Source organism: Serratia sp. P2ACOL2 (assembly GCF_003691565.1).
Taxonomy (GTDB): Bacteria; Pseudomonadota; Gammaproteobacteria; order Enterobacterales; family Enterobacteriaceae; genus Serratia; species Serratia liquefaciens.
The window spans coordinates 2,990,915-3,011,187 of sequence record NZ_CP033162.1 but is presented as its reverse complement, the minus strand read 5'-3'; the positions used below and the strand labels follow the sequence as shown (position 1 = coordinate 3,011,187).

Annotated in this window: 18 protein-coding genes; 7 read left to right on the top strand and 11 right to left on the bottom strand. The window is 53.1% G+C overall.

The window, feature by feature from the left end; translation table 11 throughout:
* Positions 1-72: 72 nt before the first annotated feature.
* The gene (gene fadR, locus EBA31_RS14560; RefSeq protein WP_020827234.1) at positions 73-792 is read left to right on the top strand and encodes a fatty acid metabolism transcriptional regulator FadR; all 720 of its coding nucleotides are present in this window, start codon (positions 73-75) and stop codon (positions 790-792) included.
* Between the two features lie 291 nt (positions 793-1,083).
* Here fadR and EBA31_RS14555 read toward each other — a convergent pair whose 3' ends face one another.
* The 3 genes from EBA31_RS14555 to EBA31_RS26805 all read right to left on the bottom strand — a co-directional run bounded on the left by EBA31_RS14555 (position 1,084) and on the right by EBA31_RS26805 (position 5,189).
* Positions 1,084-3,048, bottom strand: coding sequence for an acyltransferase family protein (locus EBA31_RS14555; protein ID WP_122079542.1), 1,965 nt, complete (start codon positions 3,046-3,048; stop codon positions 1,084-1,086).
* Between the two features lie 255 nt (positions 3,049-3,303).
* Positions 3,304-4,839, bottom strand: coding sequence for a SpoVR family protein (locus EBA31_RS14550; RefSeq protein WP_020827233.1), 1,536 nt, complete (start codon positions 4,837-4,839; stop codon positions 3,304-3,306).
* Positions 4,840-4,931: 92 nt separating this feature from the next.
* Entirely contained in the window at positions 4,932-5,189 is a 258-nt protein-coding gene (locus tag EBA31_RS26805; protein WP_162302893.1) for a hypothetical protein, read from the bottom strand.
* A 188-nt stretch (positions 5,190-5,377) separates the two neighbouring features.
* Here EBA31_RS26805 and EBA31_RS14545 point away from each other — a divergent pair, with 188 nt between their 5' ends.
* Positions 5,378-6,682, top strand: coding sequence for a D-amino acid dehydrogenase (locus EBA31_RS14545; RefSeq protein ID WP_046373355.1), 1,305 nt, complete (start codon positions 5,378-5,380; stop codon positions 6,680-6,682).
* Positions 6,683-6,755: 73 nt separating this feature from the next.
* The gene (gene dadX, locus EBA31_RS14540) at positions 6,756-7,829 is read left to right on the top strand and encodes a catabolic alanine racemase DadX (RefSeq protein ID WP_122079541.1); all 1,074 of its coding nucleotides are present in this window, start codon (positions 6,756-6,758) and stop codon (positions 7,827-7,829) included.
* A 3-nt stretch (positions 7,830-7,832) separates the two neighbouring features.
* On the opposite strand, the gene EBA31_RS14535 is transcribed toward dadX, so the two are convergent.
* From EBA31_RS14535 to EBA31_RS14505, 7 genes are all read right to left on the bottom strand, one after another.
* Entirely contained in the window at positions 7,833-9,026 is a 1,194-nt protein-coding gene (locus EBA31_RS14535) for a multidrug effflux MFS transporter (RefSeq protein WP_122079540.1), read from the bottom strand.
* A gap of 109 nt (positions 9,027-9,135) precedes the next feature.
* On the bottom strand, positions 9,136-9,696 hold the full coding sequence (locus EBA31_RS14530; RefSeq protein ID WP_046373357.1) for a 3'-5' exonuclease: 561 nt from the start codon (positions 9,694-9,696) through the stop codon (positions 9,136-9,138).
* Positions 9,697-9,758: 62 nt separating this feature from the next.
* Positions 9,759-11,477 (bottom strand): ABC transporter permease subunit, encoded by a 1,719-nt coding sequence (locus EBA31_RS14525; protein WP_122079539.1) that lies wholly within the window; start codon positions 11,475-11,477, stop codon positions 9,759-9,761.
* Positions 11,477-12,985: an ABC transporter substrate-binding protein gene (locus EBA31_RS14520; protein WP_122079538.1), complete on the bottom strand. Its 1,509-nt coding sequence runs from the start codon at positions 12,983-12,985 to the stop codon at positions 11,477-11,479. The genes EBA31_RS14525 and EBA31_RS14520 overlap by 1 nt, the downstream gene beginning before the upstream one ends.
* Positions 12,986-13,002: 17 nt before the next feature.
* Positions 13,003-13,794 carry an ABC transporter ATP-binding protein gene (locus EBA31_RS14515; protein WP_122079537.1) on the bottom strand — a complete coding sequence of 264 codons (792 nt, stop codon included), beginning with the start codon at positions 13,792-13,794 and terminating at the stop codon, positions 13,003-13,005.
* 4 nt (positions 13,795-13,798) lie between these two features.
* Complete coding sequence (locus EBA31_RS14510; protein WP_122079536.1) at positions 13,799-14,608, bottom strand: ABC transporter ATP-binding protein; 810 nt, start codon at positions 14,606-14,608, stop codon at positions 13,799-13,801.
* 318 nt (positions 14,609-14,926) lie between these two features.
* A complete protein-coding gene (locus tag EBA31_RS14505; protein WP_122079535.1) occupies positions 14,927-15,409 on the bottom strand; it encodes a hypothetical protein in 483 nt (160 codons plus the stop codon).
* Between the two features lie 170 nt (positions 15,410-15,579).
* Between EBA31_RS14505 and EBA31_RS14500 the strand changes: the two genes are divergently transcribed.
* Entirely contained in the window at positions 15,580-15,873 is a 294-nt protein-coding gene (locus tag EBA31_RS14500; RefSeq protein WP_122079534.1) for a hypothetical protein, read from the top strand.
* Positions 15,874-16,311: 438 nt separating this feature from the next.
* Positions 16,312-18,429: a TonB-dependent siderophore receptor gene (locus EBA31_RS14495; RefSeq protein ID WP_122079533.1), complete on the top strand. Its 2,118-nt coding sequence runs from the start codon at positions 16,312-16,314 to the stop codon at positions 18,427-18,429.
* A 55-nt stretch (positions 18,430-18,484) separates the two neighbouring features.
* Here EBA31_RS14495 and EBA31_RS14490 read toward each other — a convergent pair whose 3' ends face one another.
* Positions 18,485-18,661, bottom strand: a complete 177-nt coding sequence (locus tag EBA31_RS14490) for a GhoT/OrtT family toxin (protein WP_020827221.1) — start codon at positions 18,659-18,661, stop codon at positions 18,485-18,487.
* 223 nt (positions 18,662-18,884) lie between these two features.
* Here EBA31_RS14490 and EBA31_RS14485 point away from each other — a divergent pair, with 223 nt between their 5' ends.
* Positions 18,885-19,043 (top strand): YqaE/Pmp3 family membrane protein, encoded by a 159-nt coding sequence (locus EBA31_RS14485; protein ID WP_020827220.1) that lies wholly within the window; start codon positions 18,885-18,887, stop codon positions 19,041-19,043.
* 519 nt (positions 19,044-19,562) lie between these two features.
* The gene (locus EBA31_RS14480) at positions 19,563-20,252 is read left to right on the top strand and encodes an alpha/beta hydrolase (protein ID WP_122079532.1); all 690 of its coding nucleotides are present in this window, start codon (positions 19,563-19,565) and stop codon (positions 20,250-20,252) included.
* Positions 20,253-20,273: the final 21 nt, after the last annotated feature.

Genomic DNA, 20,273 nt, shown 5'->3' with positions numbered 1-20,273 from the left:
TCATGCCAAGGCGATCTGGTATGATCAGCCGACTACTATTACTGATTATCGTTGCTACGGAACGTCAAACACATGGTCATAAAGGCGCAGAGTCCTGCCGGTTTCGCGGAAGAATACATTATCGAGAGTATCTGGAATAATCGCTTCCCTCCTGGCTCTATTTTGCCCGCGGAGCGTGAGCTTTCAGAATTGATTGGTGTTACGCGCACCACGTTACGCGAAGTTTTACAACGCCTGGCCCGTGATGGCTGGCTGACCATTCAGCATGGCAAACCGACCAAAGTAAATAATTTCTGGGAAACATCCGGCCTCAATATTCTTGAGACGGTGGCACGCCTCGATCACAAAAGTGTTCCACAGTTGATCGACAACTTGCTGTCGGTTCGTACCAATATTGCCGCAATCTTTATTCGCGCAGCGGTGCGGAATCATCCTGAGGCTGCTCAGGAAGTCTTGGCGAAAGCGACTCAAGTGGAAGATCAGGCGGACGCTTTCAACCTGTTGGACTACGAAATTTTCCGCGGTCTCGCATTCGCTTCCGGCAACCCGATTTACGGTCTGATCTTCAACGGCCTCAAAGGCCTGTACACCCGTGTCGGTCGTTACTACTTCTCAAATCCGGAGTCCCGCAAGCTGGCGCTGACTTTCTACAGCAAGCTGTCGACGCTGTGCCATGAAAAGTCGTACGATCAGGTGATGGATTGCGTGCGTAACTACGGTAAAGACAGCGGGGCCATCTGGCAGAGCATGCAAGGCACCATGCCGAGCGATCTGACCGAAGCCCGCCGTTAGTTTCACCTCTCGCATTACGCAAAAGGGGCGCCAGTGGCGCCCCTTTGTTTTGACGTTGTCTCACCATCCTCATTTTTTATAAGTATTTCTGCAATCAAGAATGATAGAGCTAAGGGTTGTAAGCATAGCTTTGGTTGTGGGTATGCAATAGAGATTTTAAAAGTGTCACTTATTAGTGAGAGGTTAAGTTCGTTTGAACCTTTAGCGCGCGATGATTTATCTGGTGCTAAAGGCTCAAACATACCAACTAACTGTAAGCTGAATTAGTCAACTATATGATAAACCTAGCACTTATAAACCCTCTAAAGCATACGAACTGCCTAAATGAGTCAAGTGCTGATTATCATAATAAAATGGTCGGTTGTTACTTTTAAATTTACATCCTGCAGGGCTACATAAATTCTGTGCCGGGTTAAATATTTCAATCTTGTGATCATTAGCGATCGATGTTAGCAAAGCATTAACTTTTTCTGGCGGAAAACTATAATTTTTCGTAGATTCGATATCCATTGGGGTAGGCTGTATCAGCGCATTAATAACCCTGCGTAAAGGAATTTGCTGATTATCAATAGCTCTGACAACGTTGAATTGAAGAAATGGCACATCTTGAACTAAAATGACTTTTTTACCGGCATCAGTCATTTTTTGGATAGCGTTCCTTAGCCCTAGCGACAGTGCGCTCAGACCATTTTGATTTGAGTTATTCACTACATACCCGCCATCGCTATCATCAATTCCTGAACTCCAGAATGCGGAAATTACCACCGTCTTAATTTTTTCGTTGTCAGTAATAAGACCCAACACCTTCTTATTATAAGATTCGCATTCTGATGCATGAGAAGGATAGTTGTTCATCATTCTTGTTGAGCCTATTAACATAGGGCATGAAGCTTTCGTTAATTGATAAACAACCATATTAGATTTCTTCGCATATTGTTCGACCCCCCCTTTTAGTGCTGCAGCGTGGCTGTCACCTACTAAAGCAACGCCATCCTGCAGACTGTTTGGGACGCAGGATATGTCTTTTGAGTAAGTGGTCGAGCCGTAACCGACCAAGCAGCGATCGGCAACCTGCTCCAGCTTATCCATCTCAGCTTGCGCAACAACTGGGCTTACTCTTTGAGGAATGCCTTGCAATAAATAGCTAACCCCAATGGGGAGCATCATTAGTAGTGATATGATCGAATAACCAACAATAATTTTTTTATTTGTAAACTTGAAACCTTTCCTAAATGGTGTTTCCACAAATAGGTAAGAAACATAGGCGATGAGTAAAGCGATCGCGGAAATTATCAATCCGTCACTTACGGATAACTGGTTATCAATAGCCAGACGAGAGAAAGAGAGCAAAGGCCAGTGCCATAAGTACCACGAGTAAGAAACCAGGCCAATGAATACCATGAGGCGATTGCCTAATAATACTGAACTGACACGAGCGTTACCAATAATAATCAATGAAGATCCTAATACTGGGAGGATGGCAGCATAACCAGGGAAATTTGTGTGTTTATCGAAATTGACCCCTGAAAATAATATCAAGCCCAATCCTATAATGAAGAAAAATTCCTTTTTTCTCAAGGATAGACTATTGAATCTACCCTCTTTATGCATTATTGATAAAATAACTCCCACACCAAGTTCCCAGGCTCGTGTCGGTAACATAAAAAATGAAAATAGAGGGGCAGTTTTGGTTAAAATAACACAGGATATAAATGATATTAGTGAAATTATTGAGACCGAAGCGACTACTTTCTTGTTGAGTTTTATAATTATTGATAGAACTAAGGGAAGGAAAATGTAAAATTGCTCTTCGACACCCAAAGACCACGTCATGAGTAAAGGGTTTAGCTCTGCATTAGGTGAAAAATAGTTGGTCTTATGCCAAAGCATGATGTTGGGAACTGATAAAATGGTTGAGCCAGCAAAGAGATTGAAATCTTTAAGTTCAAGAGGTGATAAGTAAAAAAATGCAAAAGCTGAACAAAAAACAAGCATAACTAATAATGCTGGTGCGATTCTTTTTATACGGCGTGTATAAAATCGGCTATAGGAAAAAGTTTTATTATTAAGTTCTGTGTAAATAATTCCACCGATCAGAAAACCGGATATGACAAAAAAAACGTCGACTCCGATAAAACCACCACTCAAAAAAGTAACACCAGAATGGTAAAGAACTACTAACAATATAGCTACGGCGCGTAAGCCATCAATATCACGTCTATAGTTTTTAACCGTTTCTTTTACTACGTTTTCCATCGTGTCACCTTGCTAACCACTGGATTTATAAATTATCACAACGCCATGCTGCTTGTAACGAAGCCGGATGGATAGTGCAAGGGCATGTTGAGTTTGTAAAGGAAAAACACTTTCCACCCGTGCTTTCAGATTTTTCCCCATCCTGGAAAGTCAACTTGACTACGCGATGGATAATAAATAGCAATCACTGAGATAGTGTAAGGACAAGAAATTAGGCCATACCGCGTGTGCGAAATGGCCTGGGTCGTGACTCAATCAAAGAGGTGTAGGCCGCGGCGGACAACGTTCCAGCAGCTCGACGCTGCCATCCTCGTTGAGCTGTTCCAGAATAATGTCGAAGCCCCACAGGCGATGCAGGTGTTTCATCACCTCACGCCGGCTTTTGTCCAGCGGCGCCCGGTCTTGTGGAATATAACGCAACGTCAATGAGCGATCGCCGCGCAAATCCACATTCCAGATCTGAATGTTCGGCTCGTGGTCGCTCAGGTTATATTGCGCCGACAGCTCCTGACGGATCGCCCGATAGCCCGCCTCATTATGGATCGCCGCAATCTCCAGGTAGTTATTGCGGTCGTCATCGAGCACGGTGAACAGCCGGAAGTCACGCATGATTTTCGGGGACAGGAACTGGCTGATAAAACTTTCGTCCTTAAAATCACGCATGGCGAAGTGCAGCGTTTCCAGCCAGTCTTTACCGGCAATGTCCGGGAACCAGTAGCGATCTTCTTCGGTCGGCGACTGACAGATGCGCTTGATGTCCTGGAACATGGCAAAGCCCAACGCGTAAGGGTTAATCCCGTTGTAATAAGGACTATTGTAAGGCGGCTGGTACACCACGTTGGTGTGGCTGTGCAAAAACTCCAGCATAAAGCGTTCGGTCACCCGGCCTTCATCGTAAAGATGGTTGAGGATGGTGTAGTGCCAGAATGTCGCCCAGCCTTCGTTCATCACCTGCGTTTGTTTTTGCGGATAAAAATACTGGCTCACTTTGCGCACGATGCGCAGCACCTCACGCTGCCAGGGTTCCAGTAGCGGCGCATTTTTCTCCATAAAGTAGAGGATGTTCTCCTGCGGCTCGCTTGGATAGCGACGCGCTTGTTCAGGCGCCTCTTCGCGTTCTACCCGCGGCAGGGTCTTCCACAGCGTATTGACCTGACTTTGCAGGTACTCTTCGCGGCTCTTCTGGCGGGCTTTTTCTTCGACCAGGGAGATCTTCTGCGGGCGTTTATAGCGGTCCACGCCGTAGTTCATCAGCGCGTGGCAGGAATCGAGCAGCTTCTCCACTTCTTCAACGCCGTAGCGTTCTTCGCACTGACTGATGTAGTGGCGGGCGAACAACAGATAATCGACGATCGAACTGGCGTCGGTCCAACTGCGGAACAGGTAATTATTTTTGAAAAACGAGTTGTGGCCGTAGCAGGCGTGCGCCATGACCAGCGCTTGCATGGTGATGGTATTTTCTTCCATCAGGTAGGCGATGCAAGGGTTGGAGTTGATGACGATTTCATAGGCCAGCCCCTGCTGCCCATGTTTGTAGCGCTGCTCGGTCTCAATGAATTTTTTACCGAATGACCAATGGGTATAGTTAATCGGCATGCCGACGCTCGAATAGGCGTCCATCATCTGTTCTGAGGTAATCACCTCGATCTGATGCGGGTAGGTATCGAGCTTGTAATGTTTGGCTACGCGATCGATGTGCTCCAGATACACCTGCAGCAGCTCGAACGTCCAGTCCGGTCCATCGCTCAGACGTTTATCTTCCTTGACCTTTTCATGTGTTGAAGTAGTCATCAGCGCACCCTCGTTATTACGGACCTTGCTCGAACGGCAGACCCTAGATCAATCGTAGCTCAATCTGGGCAGAGGTAATAATGATATAAAGCTTAAAAATTCAACGATCTGACGTCGCCTTCCCGCTTCAGGAGACGACAGGGGCATTTTACGGCGAGTTTTTTCTGCTGAAGCGGCTGCGGATATGTATGAAATGTTATCTCGATGAAATGGCTTTTTAGTGGTTTTTTATTCTGTTTCTGTGGGCCTGTTTCATTTTTATGTTCTGTTAAAACCTTGTTGCGTGTCGTAGCTTTTCTTGATGCTCTCAATGCTGTCAATGACTGCATAATAGGGGCCGTTTCGCTCATTAATCTGCCTTTGACAACATCTTATCGCTATTTATAGGTAGCTATTGCAAAAGAACCGGCCATGAACGATAAATTAATTGTGAATGTTGTCACGTTTGATGATGAAGATGTTGGACGGATTTTTCCACTGAGTTAATTTCCTGTGAGCAGAAGATTATGCTTTGTGAAGCCTTGAGCTGGAGTCAGCGATGCGAGTGGTAATTTTAGGTAGTGGGGTGGTGGGCGTTGCCAGTGCCTGGTATTTGGCGAAGGCGGGGCATGAGGTGACGGTAATCGATCGTCAGCCTGGTCCGGCCATGGAAACCAGCGCGGCAAACGCCGGGCAAATCTCGCCGGGCTATGCGGCGCCGTGGGCTGCGCCTGGCGTACCGTTGAAGGCGATCAAATGGATGTTCCAGCGCCATGCGCCGCTGGCGGTTCGTTTGGACGGCAGCCGTTTCCAACTGAGCTGGATGTGGCAGATGCTGAAAAACTGCAACACCGAACACTACATGACCAACAAAGGTCGCATGGTGCGATTGGCGGAATACAGCCGCGATTGCATCAAAGCGTTGCGCCAGGAAACCGGCATTCAGTACGAAGGCCGTCAGGGAGGCACGCTGCAGCTGTTTCGCACTCAGCAACAGTTTGAAAGCGCCTCCAAGGACATCGCGGTGCTGGAAGACGCCGGCGTGCCTTACAAACTGTTGGAAGCCAGTCAACTGGCCACCGTCGAACCTGCGCTGGCGCAGGTGGCGCATAAGCTGACCGGCGGTCTGCAACTGCCAAATGATGAAACCGGCGATTGCCAACTCTTCACCCAGCAGTTGGCCAAGCTGGCCCAGCAAGCGGGCGTGACTTTCCTGTATAACCGCAGCGTCGATCGCCTGCTGGTGGAAGGGGATAAAATCAGCGGCGTGCAATGTGGTGGGGAGATCTTCAAGGCCGACAGCTACGTGGTGGCCTTTGGTTCGTATTCCACCGCGCTGCTGCGCGATCTGGTCTCGATCCCTGTGTATCCGTTGAAAGGCTACTCACTGACCATTCCCATTACGGATGAGGCCGCGGCACCATTCTCGACCGTTTTGGATGAAACTTACAAAATCGCCATCACCCGTTTCGACCAGCGTATTCGCGTCGGTGGCATGGCGGAAATTGTCGGTTTTAATACCCAGCTCGAACAAAAACGCCGCGAGACGCTAGAGATGGTGGTACGCGATCTTTACCCTAACGGTGGGCGGGTGGAGGAGGCAACTTTCTGGACCGGTTTACGTCCGATGACGCCGGACGGCACGCCGATTGTCGGCAAGACTTCGCTGAAAAACCTGTTCCTGAATACCGGGCATGGCACGCTGGGTTGGACAATGGCCTGTGGTTCTGGCCAGCTGCTTTCCGATCTGATTTCCGGCATCACGCCGGCTATTCCGTCAGATGACCTGGCGGTAGCGCGCTACAGCGCCGGATTTCGCAGCGCTTACACTGCGCCCTTGAATGATGTGCATCACGCGCGTTAAAAACCTTAATTAGACAATGTTGCGGTCGCGGGCGTAGGTCCGTGACCGCATTCGCAGGTCCGTAGGAGTTCCCATGCCTCGCCCGATTACCGCCACGCTGCACCTTGGCGCCTTTGAAAATAACCTGCAAGTGGTCCGTCGCTGTGCTCCAAGTGCCAAAGTCTGGTCAGTGGTCAAGGCCAATGCTTATGGTCATGGCATTAAACATGTTTGGCGTAGCATGGCGCAAACGGATGGTTTTGCCCTGTTGGATCTCGCCGAAGCGATTATGCTGCGCGAGTCAGGTTGGCAAGGACCGATCTTGCTGTTGGAAGGTTTTTTCAAAGCGCAGGATTTAGCCCTGTTGGATCGCTACCGTTTAACGACCTCGGTGCACAGCGATTGGCAACTGGCGGCGATAGCCGAAGCCAAACTATCGGCACCGCTGGATGTTTACCTGAAAGTGAACAGCGGCATGAACCGTCTGGGATTTGCCCCAGAGCGGTTGCACGCCGTTTGGCTGAAAGCTCAGCAGATAAGCAATATTGCCAGCCTGACGCTAATGAGCCATTTCGCCACCGCCGACGGTCCACAGGGCGTCGAAGCGCAGATGGCGACCATTAAGACAGCGGCGGCGGGCATTACTGCGCCGCGCTGTCTGGCCAACTCTGCCGCCACCTTGTGGCATCCGGAAACCCATTGCAGTTGGGTGCGGCCGGGCATAGTTCTCTATGGCGCTTCGCCGAGCGGCCAATCGCAGGATATTGCCGACAGCGGGCTGCAGCCTACGATGACCTTGAGCAGCGAAATTATTGGTGTTCAAACGCTAAAACAGAACGATCATGTTGGCTATGGCTGGCGTTATCGCGCCGAAGGTGCACAACGCATCGGGGTGGTAGCCTGCGGCTATGCAGACGGCTACCCGCGCCATGCGCAAACGGGCACGCCGGTCTGGGTGGATGGCGTGCTGACGCGAACGCTGGGTACGGTGTCGATGGACATGCTGGCGGTCGATCTGACGCCTTGCCCGCATGCCGATATTGGTGCTGAAGTGGAGTTGTGGGGGCGGCGCCTGCCGGTTGACGATGTCGCTGCCGCGGCAGGCACGCTGGGCTATGAATTGCTGACGGCGTTGGCCGCCAGAGTGCCTATCGTTACCGAGGCCTGAGCCTCAGGCAATTTTCTTCAGTTGCACCTTGATTTGCTTGCTGCGCTGCCGTGCGTGCAGCGCCAGCAGGCAACCTACCAGCATCACCAGCGCCAGCGACAGCTTGGGCTGCAACGGCAGCGCCATCGCCAACAGACCCAGGCCTGCGCCGCCGGCCATCTGCACAAAACCTACCAGCGCAGAAGCGACACCGGCCTCGTTGGAGTAGGGCTCAAGCGCATAACTGGTCGCCGGGCCCATCACGAAGGCTAAGCCCGCGCAGGCGCTGGCGACGGGCAGCATATAGGCCAGCCAGTGAGTTTGCGCCGAGCCGGAAAGCCAGGTAACCCCGAGCAGCAGGCCTACACACCCGATACCCATCAGAATTCCCCCGGTTGCCAGACACACCGGGCGTCCCACCTTGTGAATGATGCGGTTGGCAAAGAAACTCACCAGCATGATCCAAAAACCGTTGGCACCAAACACCAGAGAGAATTGCAATGGCGTCAGGCCGGCGGTGCCCATCAGCACGTTTGGTGCCAGCGAGACGTAGGTCAATGCCATACCCATCGCGCCGGAGTTGACCACGGCGAAGGACAGAAAACGGCGATCTTTGAGGATGCGAGCATATTGGCGTACCGGTAAACCTTTAACACGCACCGTATCTGCCGGGCGGGTTTCCGGCAGGCGCAGAGCGATCAACACCAGCACGGCCAGGGCATAACATACCAGGAACCAGAAAGGCGCGCGCCAGCCTAAGGCTTCCGCCAGTAACCCACCCAGCAGCGGAGCCAGTGCGGGAATAATGTTAAGTGTGCCGTTGAGGAAGCCGAAGGCGCGAGCCGCGTCGTCGCCGTTCATCCGATCGCGCACGCCGCTAAATGCCACAACGGCGGTACAGCAGACCGCTACGCCCTGCAGCAAACGTGAAGCGACGAACACTGTCGGGGTGGTGGCCAGCGCGGCCATGGCGGCACCAATCATGTAGATGATGATACCGGCCAGCGCCACGGGTTTGCGGCCGTAGTTGTCCACCAGTGGCCCGGCAATAATCTGCCCAAGACCCAGCACCAAAATGAACAGTGAAATGGTGGACTGGATCAGCGCTTCACTGCTGTTAAGGCCAAGAGCGATGGCCGGGATAGTTGGCAGATAAAGATCGATACCCAGCGGGCCGAGCAGCACCAGGCTAAGGAGCAGAAACAGAAATTTTTGCATAACAAAAACAGCACATCCGAGTGACAAAGAGGGCTAGAGTAGAGACTCTGGCGATAAATGGAAAGGGGCAAAACGTCGGCCGACCTTCGGCATGCCTAACTTACTGGAATCATAGCGACGCGGCTTTGCGATAGTAAAGTGCGGAGATGGTATCCGCCACGTAGCGGGCCTGATGTTTGGCGTCGTCCAGCGCACGATGCGGTGTGCCTTCGAATGCCCGTTCTTTTTTCGGATTAAAGCCCAGCAATTCGGCCAGAGTGATCACCGTACGCACGTCCTGTGTGTCCCAAAACTTCCACGGGCAGGGCATGTCCAGTTGCTGAAAGGCATGCTCGAGGATAGTGCAGTCGAACTCCTTGCCATTGCCCCAGACTTTAACCTGGTCAGTGCTGTTCATATGGATAAAGCGACTCAGGTTGGTCAGCGTGCGCTTGAGGCTCTCCGTGCCGCCGAACGCCAGCTTGCGCGCTTCGTCCGACTGCTTGGCCCACCAGGCGACGGTATCCAGGCTGATGGTTCGGCCTGGCTGATCTTTTTGGCTGCTGACGGCATTTTCAAATTCGGCACCGAGCTGGCCGGTTTGGGGATCGAAAAACACGGCGGCCACCACCAGGATCACCGCGCTCGGTTTTATGTCCAGCGTTTCTATGTCTAACATCAGATGGTGCATGGGGGACTCCCGGCTGGTAGAGATAAAAATAATGTTACTACAAACCGGATCAGGATGCGCCGTCAGCGTCGGCGATTGCCGGCGGTATTTGCCAGCGTGACAGCCAGCACGGCCAACAGCACCAGAGCTACCGCTGGCGCCAAAACGCCCCACGGCGCCCGTTCGATATAGGGCATGCCCTCGGCCAGTACCAGCCCCCATTCCGCGCTGGGTGGCTGTGGCCCCAGGCCAAGAAAACCCAGTGCCGCCAGCGCCAGCGCAATACCCGGCAGGCGCAGCATGGCGTGGCGCAGCAGGGGAACCCACAGCGCCGGCAAAAGGTAGTGCGTCAGGGTACGCCAGCGGCCGATCCCCAACACTGGCAACATGCGGATATAGGGCTGAGTGCGGGCTTCAGCCAACAGCGAAGCGCAATGAGCGGACAGCGGCGCCCAACTGACCAGCATTACCGCGCAGGCAGCACCGAAGGGGGAAGGCCCGGTGACAGCGGTGACCAACAGCCCTGCGACTATCGGTGGTGTGGCGTTGGCCAACTCAATAACCCCGCACATCAGGCGAGGCATCAACCCGAACGCTATCCCCAGGAACAGCGAAGCGAAGCTGACTGCCAGCGCCAACAGGCTGGTATTCAGTGCACCGTAGGCGACACGTGCCAGAATGTCCCGGCCGGTGGCGTCTGCGCCAAAGGGCAGATCCAGGCTGGGTGGCTGCAGACGGATATGCAGTGACGAAAAGGGATCGCGGATGATCCCGCTCAGCACTAACAGACACAGCAACAGCGCCGCGACGGCGGCAAAAATATAACTCGCCCGGCTGCTGTGCTGTGGCGGCGTTGAATTGGGTAATGCGGCGGCTATTCGGCCCAGCAACAGGTAATGGACTCCCTGCATCAGGAAACCGGTGCCGAAGGCCAGCAGCAACAGGATCAGAATCCCGCATTGCAAGGCGGGCAGATCCTGAGCGATGGCGGCCCCCAATGTTGCCCGGCCAAGTCCCGGTATGGCGAACACTTTCTCGACGGCGATCGCGCCGCCGGTCAGTCCAATCAGCACTAAACCGATCTGCGGCAGCAGTGCAGGCAGCGTGCGGCGCAGAACGGCCAACAGGCAATGCCGCCGGGCGATGCCGGCAAGGTTCCAGGTCAGCAACCAGCGTTCGGAGAAGGTTGCGGCCAGGCCGTCATTGAGCAACAGCGCCAGCAGACCGCCGGCCGGTAAGCCCAGGGCTAGTGCCGGCAGAATGGCATGTTGCAGGCTTTGCCAGCCGTAGGGAGGAAACCACTGCAGCCAGACGGCGCCAACGATCAACAGCAGCGCCGCCAGCAAAAATTCGGGCAGTGAGGTCAGGGATACCGCCAACACGCCTGCGGGACGGTAGTTCTCGCCATGCAGGCCGCGCCACAGGGTTGGCAACGCCAGCAGTATCGCCACCACTACTGCGACTGCCAGCGCGTAGCCCATCAGCGTCAGAGAAACCCCTGTGGCCTGCAACATGCCTTCCAGCACCGGGCGACCGGAAATCCACGAGTTGCCAGCATCACCCTGCAGCACGCCGTGAAACCAGCGGCCAAGCAGCAGCAAGGGCCCGTCGTCCAGGCCATATTGCTGACGAATGGCATTCAGGGCTTCCGGGGTAGCCTCTTGTTCACCCGAACGCGCCCGCAGCAAGCTGAGCGCAGGATCGCGCCCGGACAGCCAAGGCATTAGGCCAATCAATACGATCATCCCCAGCAGCGAGAACAGGCGTGAGGCGAGTGGCAATAGTCGTTGCGCTTTTTCCATCAAGGTTGCTCTGGGGCGATGAAGCTGCGAGGCGTCACCAACAAGCGTTCACGCGGATCGCGCTCTGCGCTCCTCATTACGGCAGCTTCCCCCTGGATCACGCGTTCATGCAGCAAGGGTATCGCCGCATGGGTTGCCAGAATGCGGCTTTCTGCCGCAATGATAGCCTGGCGTCGTTGTGGCCCGGCAGGAATGGCTGCGGCCTGAGTCAATGCTTCGTCCACCTGCGGATCGCACAGTTGAGCAATATTGAAGGAACCCCGGCAGGCGAAGTCACTGTACATGTAGGCCAGAGGATCGCCAGAGTCCAGCACCGTGGCTCGCGACAAGATAAAGGCGTCGAATTTACCCGCCAGCGCGTCGGCTTCAATGTGCGCATATTCCCGCACTTCTTGCTTTACCACAAAACCGGCGGCGGTGAGTTGCTGCGCCAGATACACCGCCACTTCGGGTAGCTCGGCACGATCGCTGAAAGTGGCCAGGGTGATGGTTTTGCCTTCAACCGTGGTTGTCGGCAGAGTCGGTTGCGGCTGGCGCAATGGTGCGGCCCAAGGCAGCGCGGGCCCCAGCAGCCCGGAGGCAATATCGGCGCGGCCTTCGTAAACGTTGTCCACCAACGGGCGACGCTGGATCGCCGCGGCGGCGGCGGCGCGCATGGCCGGATCGCGGAAAGCACCGACCCGGGTGTTCAGATACAGCGTATTGGTGCGCGGCATGGGTACTTCGTGGATCAATTCAGCCGCAATTAACGGTAACTGCGAGACTGGCAGCGCCTCTACCAAATCGGCGCTGCCGGTGCGCAGGGCGGCAGCGCGGGCGGCGCTATCCGGGACAAAGTTGACGTCGATTCCTGGGGCGGCCGCTTTCTCGCCCCAATAGCCGTCGAAGCGGTTTAAACGTGCGCTACTGGTGCCGTTGATCTCTGTTAGCACAAAGGCGCCGGTTCCGGCCTGCAAGGGATTAACCACCCCGTTGGCGTCATAGGCCCGTTCCGCGAGGATCGCCAATTGCGGGCTGGACAACCGCTGCGGGAGGAGCGGATCGGGCACGGCGGTTGTGATCACGACAGCATGATCACCTTCTGGGACGATAGCCAATTCGACGCCGTCAAGAATGCGCGGTTTGGGGGCGGCGTTCATCGCCGCTGAAAGCGAACGCACCACGCTGTCCGGGGTCATCGCGCTACCATCATGGAAATTGACCCCCGATCGTAGTACGAAGCGCCAGCGGTGTTGATCCAGCTGTTGCCATTCGATTGCCAGCGCCGGTTCAGCCTCGCCGTCGGCGTTCAGCACCACCAGCGTTTCGGCGGTGCTCCAGCGCGAAAGTTTAAACGCGTCATCGCTCAATGGGGTGAGCCCGGAGCGTGGGGGCTGAAGCATCGCCAGTCGGATGCGCCGTTCGTCGCCGGTGTTTTCTTTGGGGTCAACAGGGTCAAAGCAGCCGACGAGCAGCAAACTGCCGGCGAGCAGGCAGCCGGTTGGGCCAATAAAGCGCGGGTTGAACATGCAAACTCCTCAAAATTTTAGTGCTGGAAAAAGGACGGCAACAGCGGAATGGCGTCGATCAAACGGCGGGTAGCGGAATGCCTCGGGGCGTGAAGCAGTTCATGGGTGGGGCGGTCTTCCACAATGACGCCAGACGCCATCACCAGCGTGCGCTGACATAAGGCGGCAACCAGTGAAATATCGTGGGAAACAAGCAACATGCCCATATTTTGCTGACGGGCAATCTGGTCGAGCAGGGCGATGATCTGCTGACGCAGCGGCAAATCCAGGCCGCTGACCGGTTCATCGGCCAGTAAAAAACGGGGTTTCAGCGCAATAGCACGCGCCAGGGCTACCCGTTGCGCCTGCCCGCCGGAAAGTTGCCCGGCGCGCACATACAGCAGGCTTTCATCCAATTCGACCTGTCGCAAAGCCCGTTCGGCCGCGATACCCCAATCCTGACGTGGACCAAGTTGGCGCAAGGGAGCGGTAATTAGTTCCGCTACCCTGTGGCGAGGGTTCAGCGAAGCATGGGCGTCCTGAGGTACGTACTGCACTAACCGTCGGTACCAGCGCAATCTATGAACCGGGGCGGGGCGAATTTCCTCGCCCTGACACATGATATGACCGGCGTCCGCCGTTTCGAGCGCCAGCAACAGCTTAAGCAGCGTTGATTTCCCGGCCCCGGAGCAGCCCACTAATCCAACGCGTTGTGCAGAGTACAGGTTCAGATCGGTAGGTTGTAGCCCACCGGCTCCCGATGAAAATTGTCGGCAGACCTGCTGCAGGCTGATAAAGGGCATTTCCCCGCTCATGGGCAGATTGTTCATGCCGTTACCCTGCTAGGCTCAGTGATGAGGGCCGGTTAAATGCCGGGCGTTGAGCACTGGCGACCAGCTGTTGGGTGTATGGATGCTGGGGGTGCTGTAACAATCGGCCGAAGGAGCCCTGTTCGGCCATTTCCCCGTTCACCAGCACGATGGCACGTTGACACAGACCGGCGGCAACGGCCAGATCGTGAGTAATAAACAGTAACGCCGGCGCGCTGGGGCGTTCGGTGTAGCTTTTCAGGATATCAATCAGCTGATGCTGGCTGACCATGTCCAGAGCGGTGGTAGGTTCATCTGCGATCAGCAGGCTTTTCTCACCGAGTAAGGCCAGTGCTGCACATATTCGCTGACATTGGCCCCCGGACAGTTGATTGGGGTAACGCGTCATAACGTTGTCCGGCGACATTCCCAACGCTGTCAGTAATTCCGCGGCGCAGTGCTGGGCCTGGCATTTCGTCAGGGGATTTTGGCTGCGTAGCGCCAGGGTCAATTGCTGGCCCACGGTGGTCAGGGGATTGAGGCTGGTAAAAGGATCCTGAAAAATGGCTGCCAATTCAGTGTTTTTGCGCCGTTGCAAACGCAGACCATTAACTTCTCGCCCTTGCAGTCGAATCGAACCGCTAACCGTTGCTCCGACCGGCAGCGTGCCCAGAATGGCGGCGGCGGTCAGTGATTTGCCGGAACCCGATGCGCCCAGCAGGCATAAACGTTCACCTGCATGCAAAGTGAAGCTCAGATCGTGGACCTTGACCTCCGCGTTCAGTGAGAGCGTCAGGTGTTCTACGGTAAGTAACGGCGGGGTTTGGCTTTCCATTAATGCATCTGTGTTGGCTTATTGTGGTATGTAATAACATAACATTTCGACCTCTGAAATGACCAGCGGATTAATGAAATACTTTGAAATAGTCTAAACAGGGATAAGCAAGGTATGATAGTCAGGGTTTTGTTGTCAGGTTGGTCCTATCGGTGAGAACGCTTATTTTCATTTTATGCATGGCCGGTTATTTGCTGGTGCTGAGCTACCTTGGCGTATTTGTCACTGATAAAATATGTGAAAAATCCAATAACTACACCAAGGTCTGCCGTCTGGTTGATATCTCGGAACCCCATATCCCCCGTTAGATGCCGGCTGTCAGCCTAAATAATCGGTGGTAATTAACGGCGTCAGCACCCCCGACAGAACGGCTAACGTAGCCCATTGTCTCCACCCCAGGTTAGCCAGCCAATCTTGGCGCAGCGGCGGTGTCGCGAGCTGGCCGACAGAGACTGTGCCCGCCAGCAGCAGCGTCAGCAGAATGAACACCAGCCCACGGCTCCAGAGAGTAAACTCGATGTGCAGCAGGTTGGCGTAATACAAGCGCATCAGGATATAGTAAGCCAGCATGACCCAAGCGAAATAGGTGCGTTTTTTCAACACGTGGTAAAGCATAAACGCGATGAACAGGCTGTGGCACGCTGAGATCAGTGGCGCTTCAATCGGGTGCCTGACACAGCCGTTATATACTGCCAGATAAATATTAAAGATCAGCAACGCATAAACGGTATATATATACCAGCCAAAGATGATTTTAAGTTTTTTGCGGTTTGGCGGGATAGGGCGATCGTCCGGTATCATTGGAGCCTCCTGAGCTGACTAGCGTTATAACACCAAAAAACTAAATGAAATTTAAACGCCAGACAGGCTTTATTTTACCTTAAAGTGGGAACTATTCGGGGTCTATCGGGTCTGTTCAAAACGTCATGCTCAAGCTTGCTGTAGCCGAATTATAATGGTAATTCATTGATATGAAAGAGTATAAAAACGAGCGCTTCGCTCTGTGCTTGCTGATAGCTACGCTGGGATTTTATTTTTTTCTGCCGCCGCTGTTGGTCGCTATATTTTGCCAATGGTTTAACCTAAACCCCTTCTTTATTATTCGGATTTGGCACATTAATCCCTTTTCCGCCGCACGGGGAATTCCACTCTACCAGACTTTTATATACATATTAACGCTGTGGGTAATGGCGAATGTTCTGCTTGGTGGTATTTTGCTGGTGGCTGGCCGTTTGCATGCCTGGTTCATTAAACGTTCTCGTTGAACGCCAATCGAGACGTAACGGCAGAAAGTTGTAGATAGAAATTCGTTCGTAAAGGATAATGATAGTCGTTATCATTATTGATTGCCAGTTGAGAGGTGAAGGGTTGTCTCCTTATGCGCTCCGCTCGTCTGGCCTGACAGGGTTCATATGACATCCCGTTTTCTTGCCAGCCTGGAGCTGGCTTTTTTTTGTCTTTTTTTCATATGCATAAACGCTTTCTGGTTTATGTGCTTGCGGGCTGAACAGAACGCTTTGTTTGCTTATTAAAAGTTGCCTGATGCTTGAAATTTACTATCGATAAAGATAATAATTATCATTAATATTTCACTTTGTTTACATTCACCACACCGATTGAACATCTGAGCAAGTTGTCAGCCAGCGCTGCTGACAGGGGGGCTTTTGGGTGTCATTTAATGTTTTTTACTGGGGATTACAGGTATGCCGATGATTTTTCCTGTCAAACGGTCACGGGTTTTGTGTGCGTTTGCGATGTTCCTGCCGCTGGTGTCTTTCGCTGAGGATACTCTGGTTGTCACTGCTAAACCCGCGGATACGGCGGAAGCAGCGACGCACGGCTATCAAGCTACGACCAGCCTGGGGGCGACCAAAACCGATAAACCCTTGATCCTGACTGCACAGTCCGTTTCGGTGGTGACGCGCCAACAAATGACCGACCAGAATACTCAAACGGTTAACGATGCCCTGAAATATACACCTGGTGTTTTCACTAACTTCGCCGGTGGTGCAACGCGCTATGACACCATTGCGTTACGTGGTTTTCACGGTGGCGACGTTAATAACACCTTCCTTGATGGTCTGCGGTTATTGAGTGACGGCGGCACCTATAATGCCTTGCAGGTTGACCCCTGGTTCCTGGAACGCATCGACGTTATCAAAGGGCCTTCATCGGTCATGTACGGGCAAAGCATTCCGGGCGGATTGGTCGCTTTGACCTCCAAGCGACCCCAGTTTGCCACGGAAGGGCACGTTAACCTGATGGCAGGCAATAACAACACCCAGGGTGGCGCTTTCGATGTGACCGGCGCGCTGTCGGAACAGTGGGCTTATCGGTTGACCGGGATGACGCGCAGTAGCGAAACCATGTATGACCATCAACGTGAGGAACGCTATGCCATTTCACCGTCATTACTGTGGCAGCCGGATGAAAATACCTCGCTGCTGCTGAAAGCTTACCTGCAAAAAGATCCCTCAGGCGGTTATCACAGTGCGGTACCTGCAGATGGCAGCCTCTATTCCAGTTCCGGTGACAAGCTGGGGCGTGGCTTCTTTGATGGCGAGAGCAGCCGCAATGTGTTCAAACGTTGGGAACAGATTTACAGCTACGCTTTCTCGCACAGCTTTAACGACGTTTGGTCATTCCGCCAGAATGCCAGTTACACCCACTCCAATGTTGAATTACAGCAGGTGTACCAGATTGGCTGGAATGACGATCACAGCCTATTGAATCGCTATTACAGCGGTTCGGCCACTTCGCTGGATGCCTTCGCCGTTGATAACCAGTTGGAAGCCGATTTTGCGACCGGGCTGCTGGATCATAAGGTGATGCTGGGTTTGGATTACCAGCGCCTGCGTAATAATCTGTGGGATGAGTCTGCGGGAGCTTCGCAGCTTAATCCTTACACCGGCGTGTCCGGCGGTGACGCATTAACCAACCTGACACATACCGATTCCCGACGTCGTTATGAGCAGACCGGCGTTTATCTGCAGGATGAAATCAGCTTACAGAATTGGTATCTGAATCTGTCAGGGCGCTTCGACCGTATCGAATCTAAAAATACGGTGCTCAACACCGGCACCAGCGATGCCCGCACCGACGACAATTTCAGCGGCCGTGGCTCACTGTTGTACCGCTTCGATAACGGTTTCTCGCCTTACGTCAGTTACAGCACCGCAGTGACCCCGGAGGCATTGCCCGATCAAAACGGCCATATGCTGAAACCCAGCACCAGCGAGCAGTATGAGGTGGGCCTGAAGTACCAGCCACCAGGCAGTTCCTCGATATACAGCGTGGCGCTGTATGACCTGACGCAGAAAGACGTGGCTAACCGCGTGGTGCAGCAAAGCTATTACCTGCCGGCTGGCAAGGTGCATTCTCAGGGGGTTGAGCTGGAGGCACGCAGCAAGATCACCGAACGCTTCGATCTGATCGCAGGCTATACCTACAATAAAGTGAAATTCAAAGATGCCATTGATGGCAACGACGGCAACACACCGTATCTCGCACCGGACCAAATGGCTTCACTGTGGGGCAAATATGCCACTGCATACGGTGTGGATCTTGGTGCAGGGGCGCGTTATATCGGCAAGCAATGGGCCGATAACGAAAATACGTTGAGGATCCCTTCCGTTACGCTGTTGGATGCCTCGGTGCGGATGAATTTGGACAGGGTGAATCCGTCGTTGAAAGGTGCCTATGTGCAACTGAATGTGAATAACCTGACCGGCCGGAAATATGTCGCGGCCTGCTATGGGACCGGCTATTGCTACTGGGGCGCAGAACGCTCCGTGGTGGCGACGGTTGGGTACGATTTTTGATGTAAGAGGCGGTGCTATCGCCCCGTCAGCGTTTGACGGGGTGGTTTCTGCAGCGTCAGAACAAGGAGAACATCAACACTACCGGTAGGCTCAGGGGCCAGGTTAAACCAATCGTTAAGGCACTGAGAAAACGAATTTTTATGGTATCCCGGCTGACCAGGTAGGTGAAAATCATAGAAACTACCAAGCCAATCAAATAAAAGTATTGTGTTGCAACCCACAGCGACGACATGAAACCTTACCCAGTTGTATTGTTAAGTTACAAATTTTAAGGGCTTAACCCCACATAATCAATGCTTATTAATTGTTTCTTCAATTTAGGCAGGTATCAACACAATTGCTGTGGCTATACGCATTTTTCATGCCACGTTGAAGGCCGATTTGCTGGGTGAGATTTGAAAATGTTAAGCAGATATAATATGTTGGTGGCTTATGGAACAAAATGAGGCGCTATTATGAGTTTTTGGAGAATCGTATTTACCATCATCCTGCCACCGCTGGGCGTATTGCTGGATAAAGGTATAGGCGGCGCGTTTATCCTCAATATTATCCTCACCTTGTTTGGCTACTTCCCGGGGCTGATCCACGCATTCTGGATCCAGACGAAACAGTAGTCACCGTGGTTGCAAAACCTGGACGGCTATAGTGTGGCTTTGATAACCCTGGCATCAGCGCATGCCGGGGTTTTTTTATTCTGGCACGGCGTTAATGAATATTGAGGCTATAAACGAATAACCACGAAAAAAGCGTCGCCAGCAGGCTTACGATAAAAAGAATGGAGATCATTTCCTTCACGTAAAAATTCCCTATTGATATTGTTGAAAATACTTCTCTTTGTTTTTTCATGGGATTTTAGATCGTTATAGGTATAAATCCTAGTTTTAATCTTGTTGCACTGCCGAACGCTACTCCTATGGCGACTGATATTTGGAGAATGGCGTGAGCTGGTGGGTGAATCAGAAGAGCTTCGATCTCGATTAACTATTCGTAGCTATTGCTGGAAACTCTTGATGTGAACTATATACAAGGGGGTATATAAAGACGTTTGGGCTTGAGCCAGAGGGTGCTGGAAGTGAACAGTGCGGACGCTCAAGTTTGGTGTAGCGTCTCCACGCGAAAGAAGGAATCTTGTAATGAAGGCAAAACCTACCGTAGTCCTGGTCCACGGATTTTGGGGCGGTGCAGCGCACTGGAGTAAAGTCATTACCGAATTATCGCACAAGGGATACCACTCGATTCACGCGGTTGAAATGCCGCTGACATCGCTGGCAGACGATGCTGAACGTACGCGCAAGATGGTGGCGCAGCAGCAGGGGCCGGTGCTGTTGGTCGGCCATTCTTATGGTGGCGCGGTGCTCAGTGAAATGGGCAATCAACCCAACGTGGTGGGATTGGTGTATATCGCCGCCTTCGCACCGGACGCCGGCGAAAGCCCCGGAGGCATTACCCAGCAACATCCGCCAATTGCGGCGCCGAACCTGGCGCCGGACAGCGACGGCTATTTATGGATTAAGACAGACAAGTTCCACGAAAGCTTCTGTCAGGATCTGCCTGCTGATGAGGCATTGGTGATGGCGGTAACGCAAAAGGCGCCGTTGGCCAGCACCTTCGGCAATACGATCGCTGAGCCGGCGTGGAAACACAAACCTTCCTGGTACCAAATCTCCAGCAATGACCGGATGATAGCCCCCGAAAACCAGCAGCGAATGTCTGCGCGTTTGAAGGCCAAAAAGGTGATTACGCTGGATGCCAGCCACGCTTCTCTTGCTTCGCACCCGAAAGAAATAGCCGCTTTGATAGATGAGGCAGCCAACGCCTCTTAAGCCAGCAGATTGCGCCCCGTA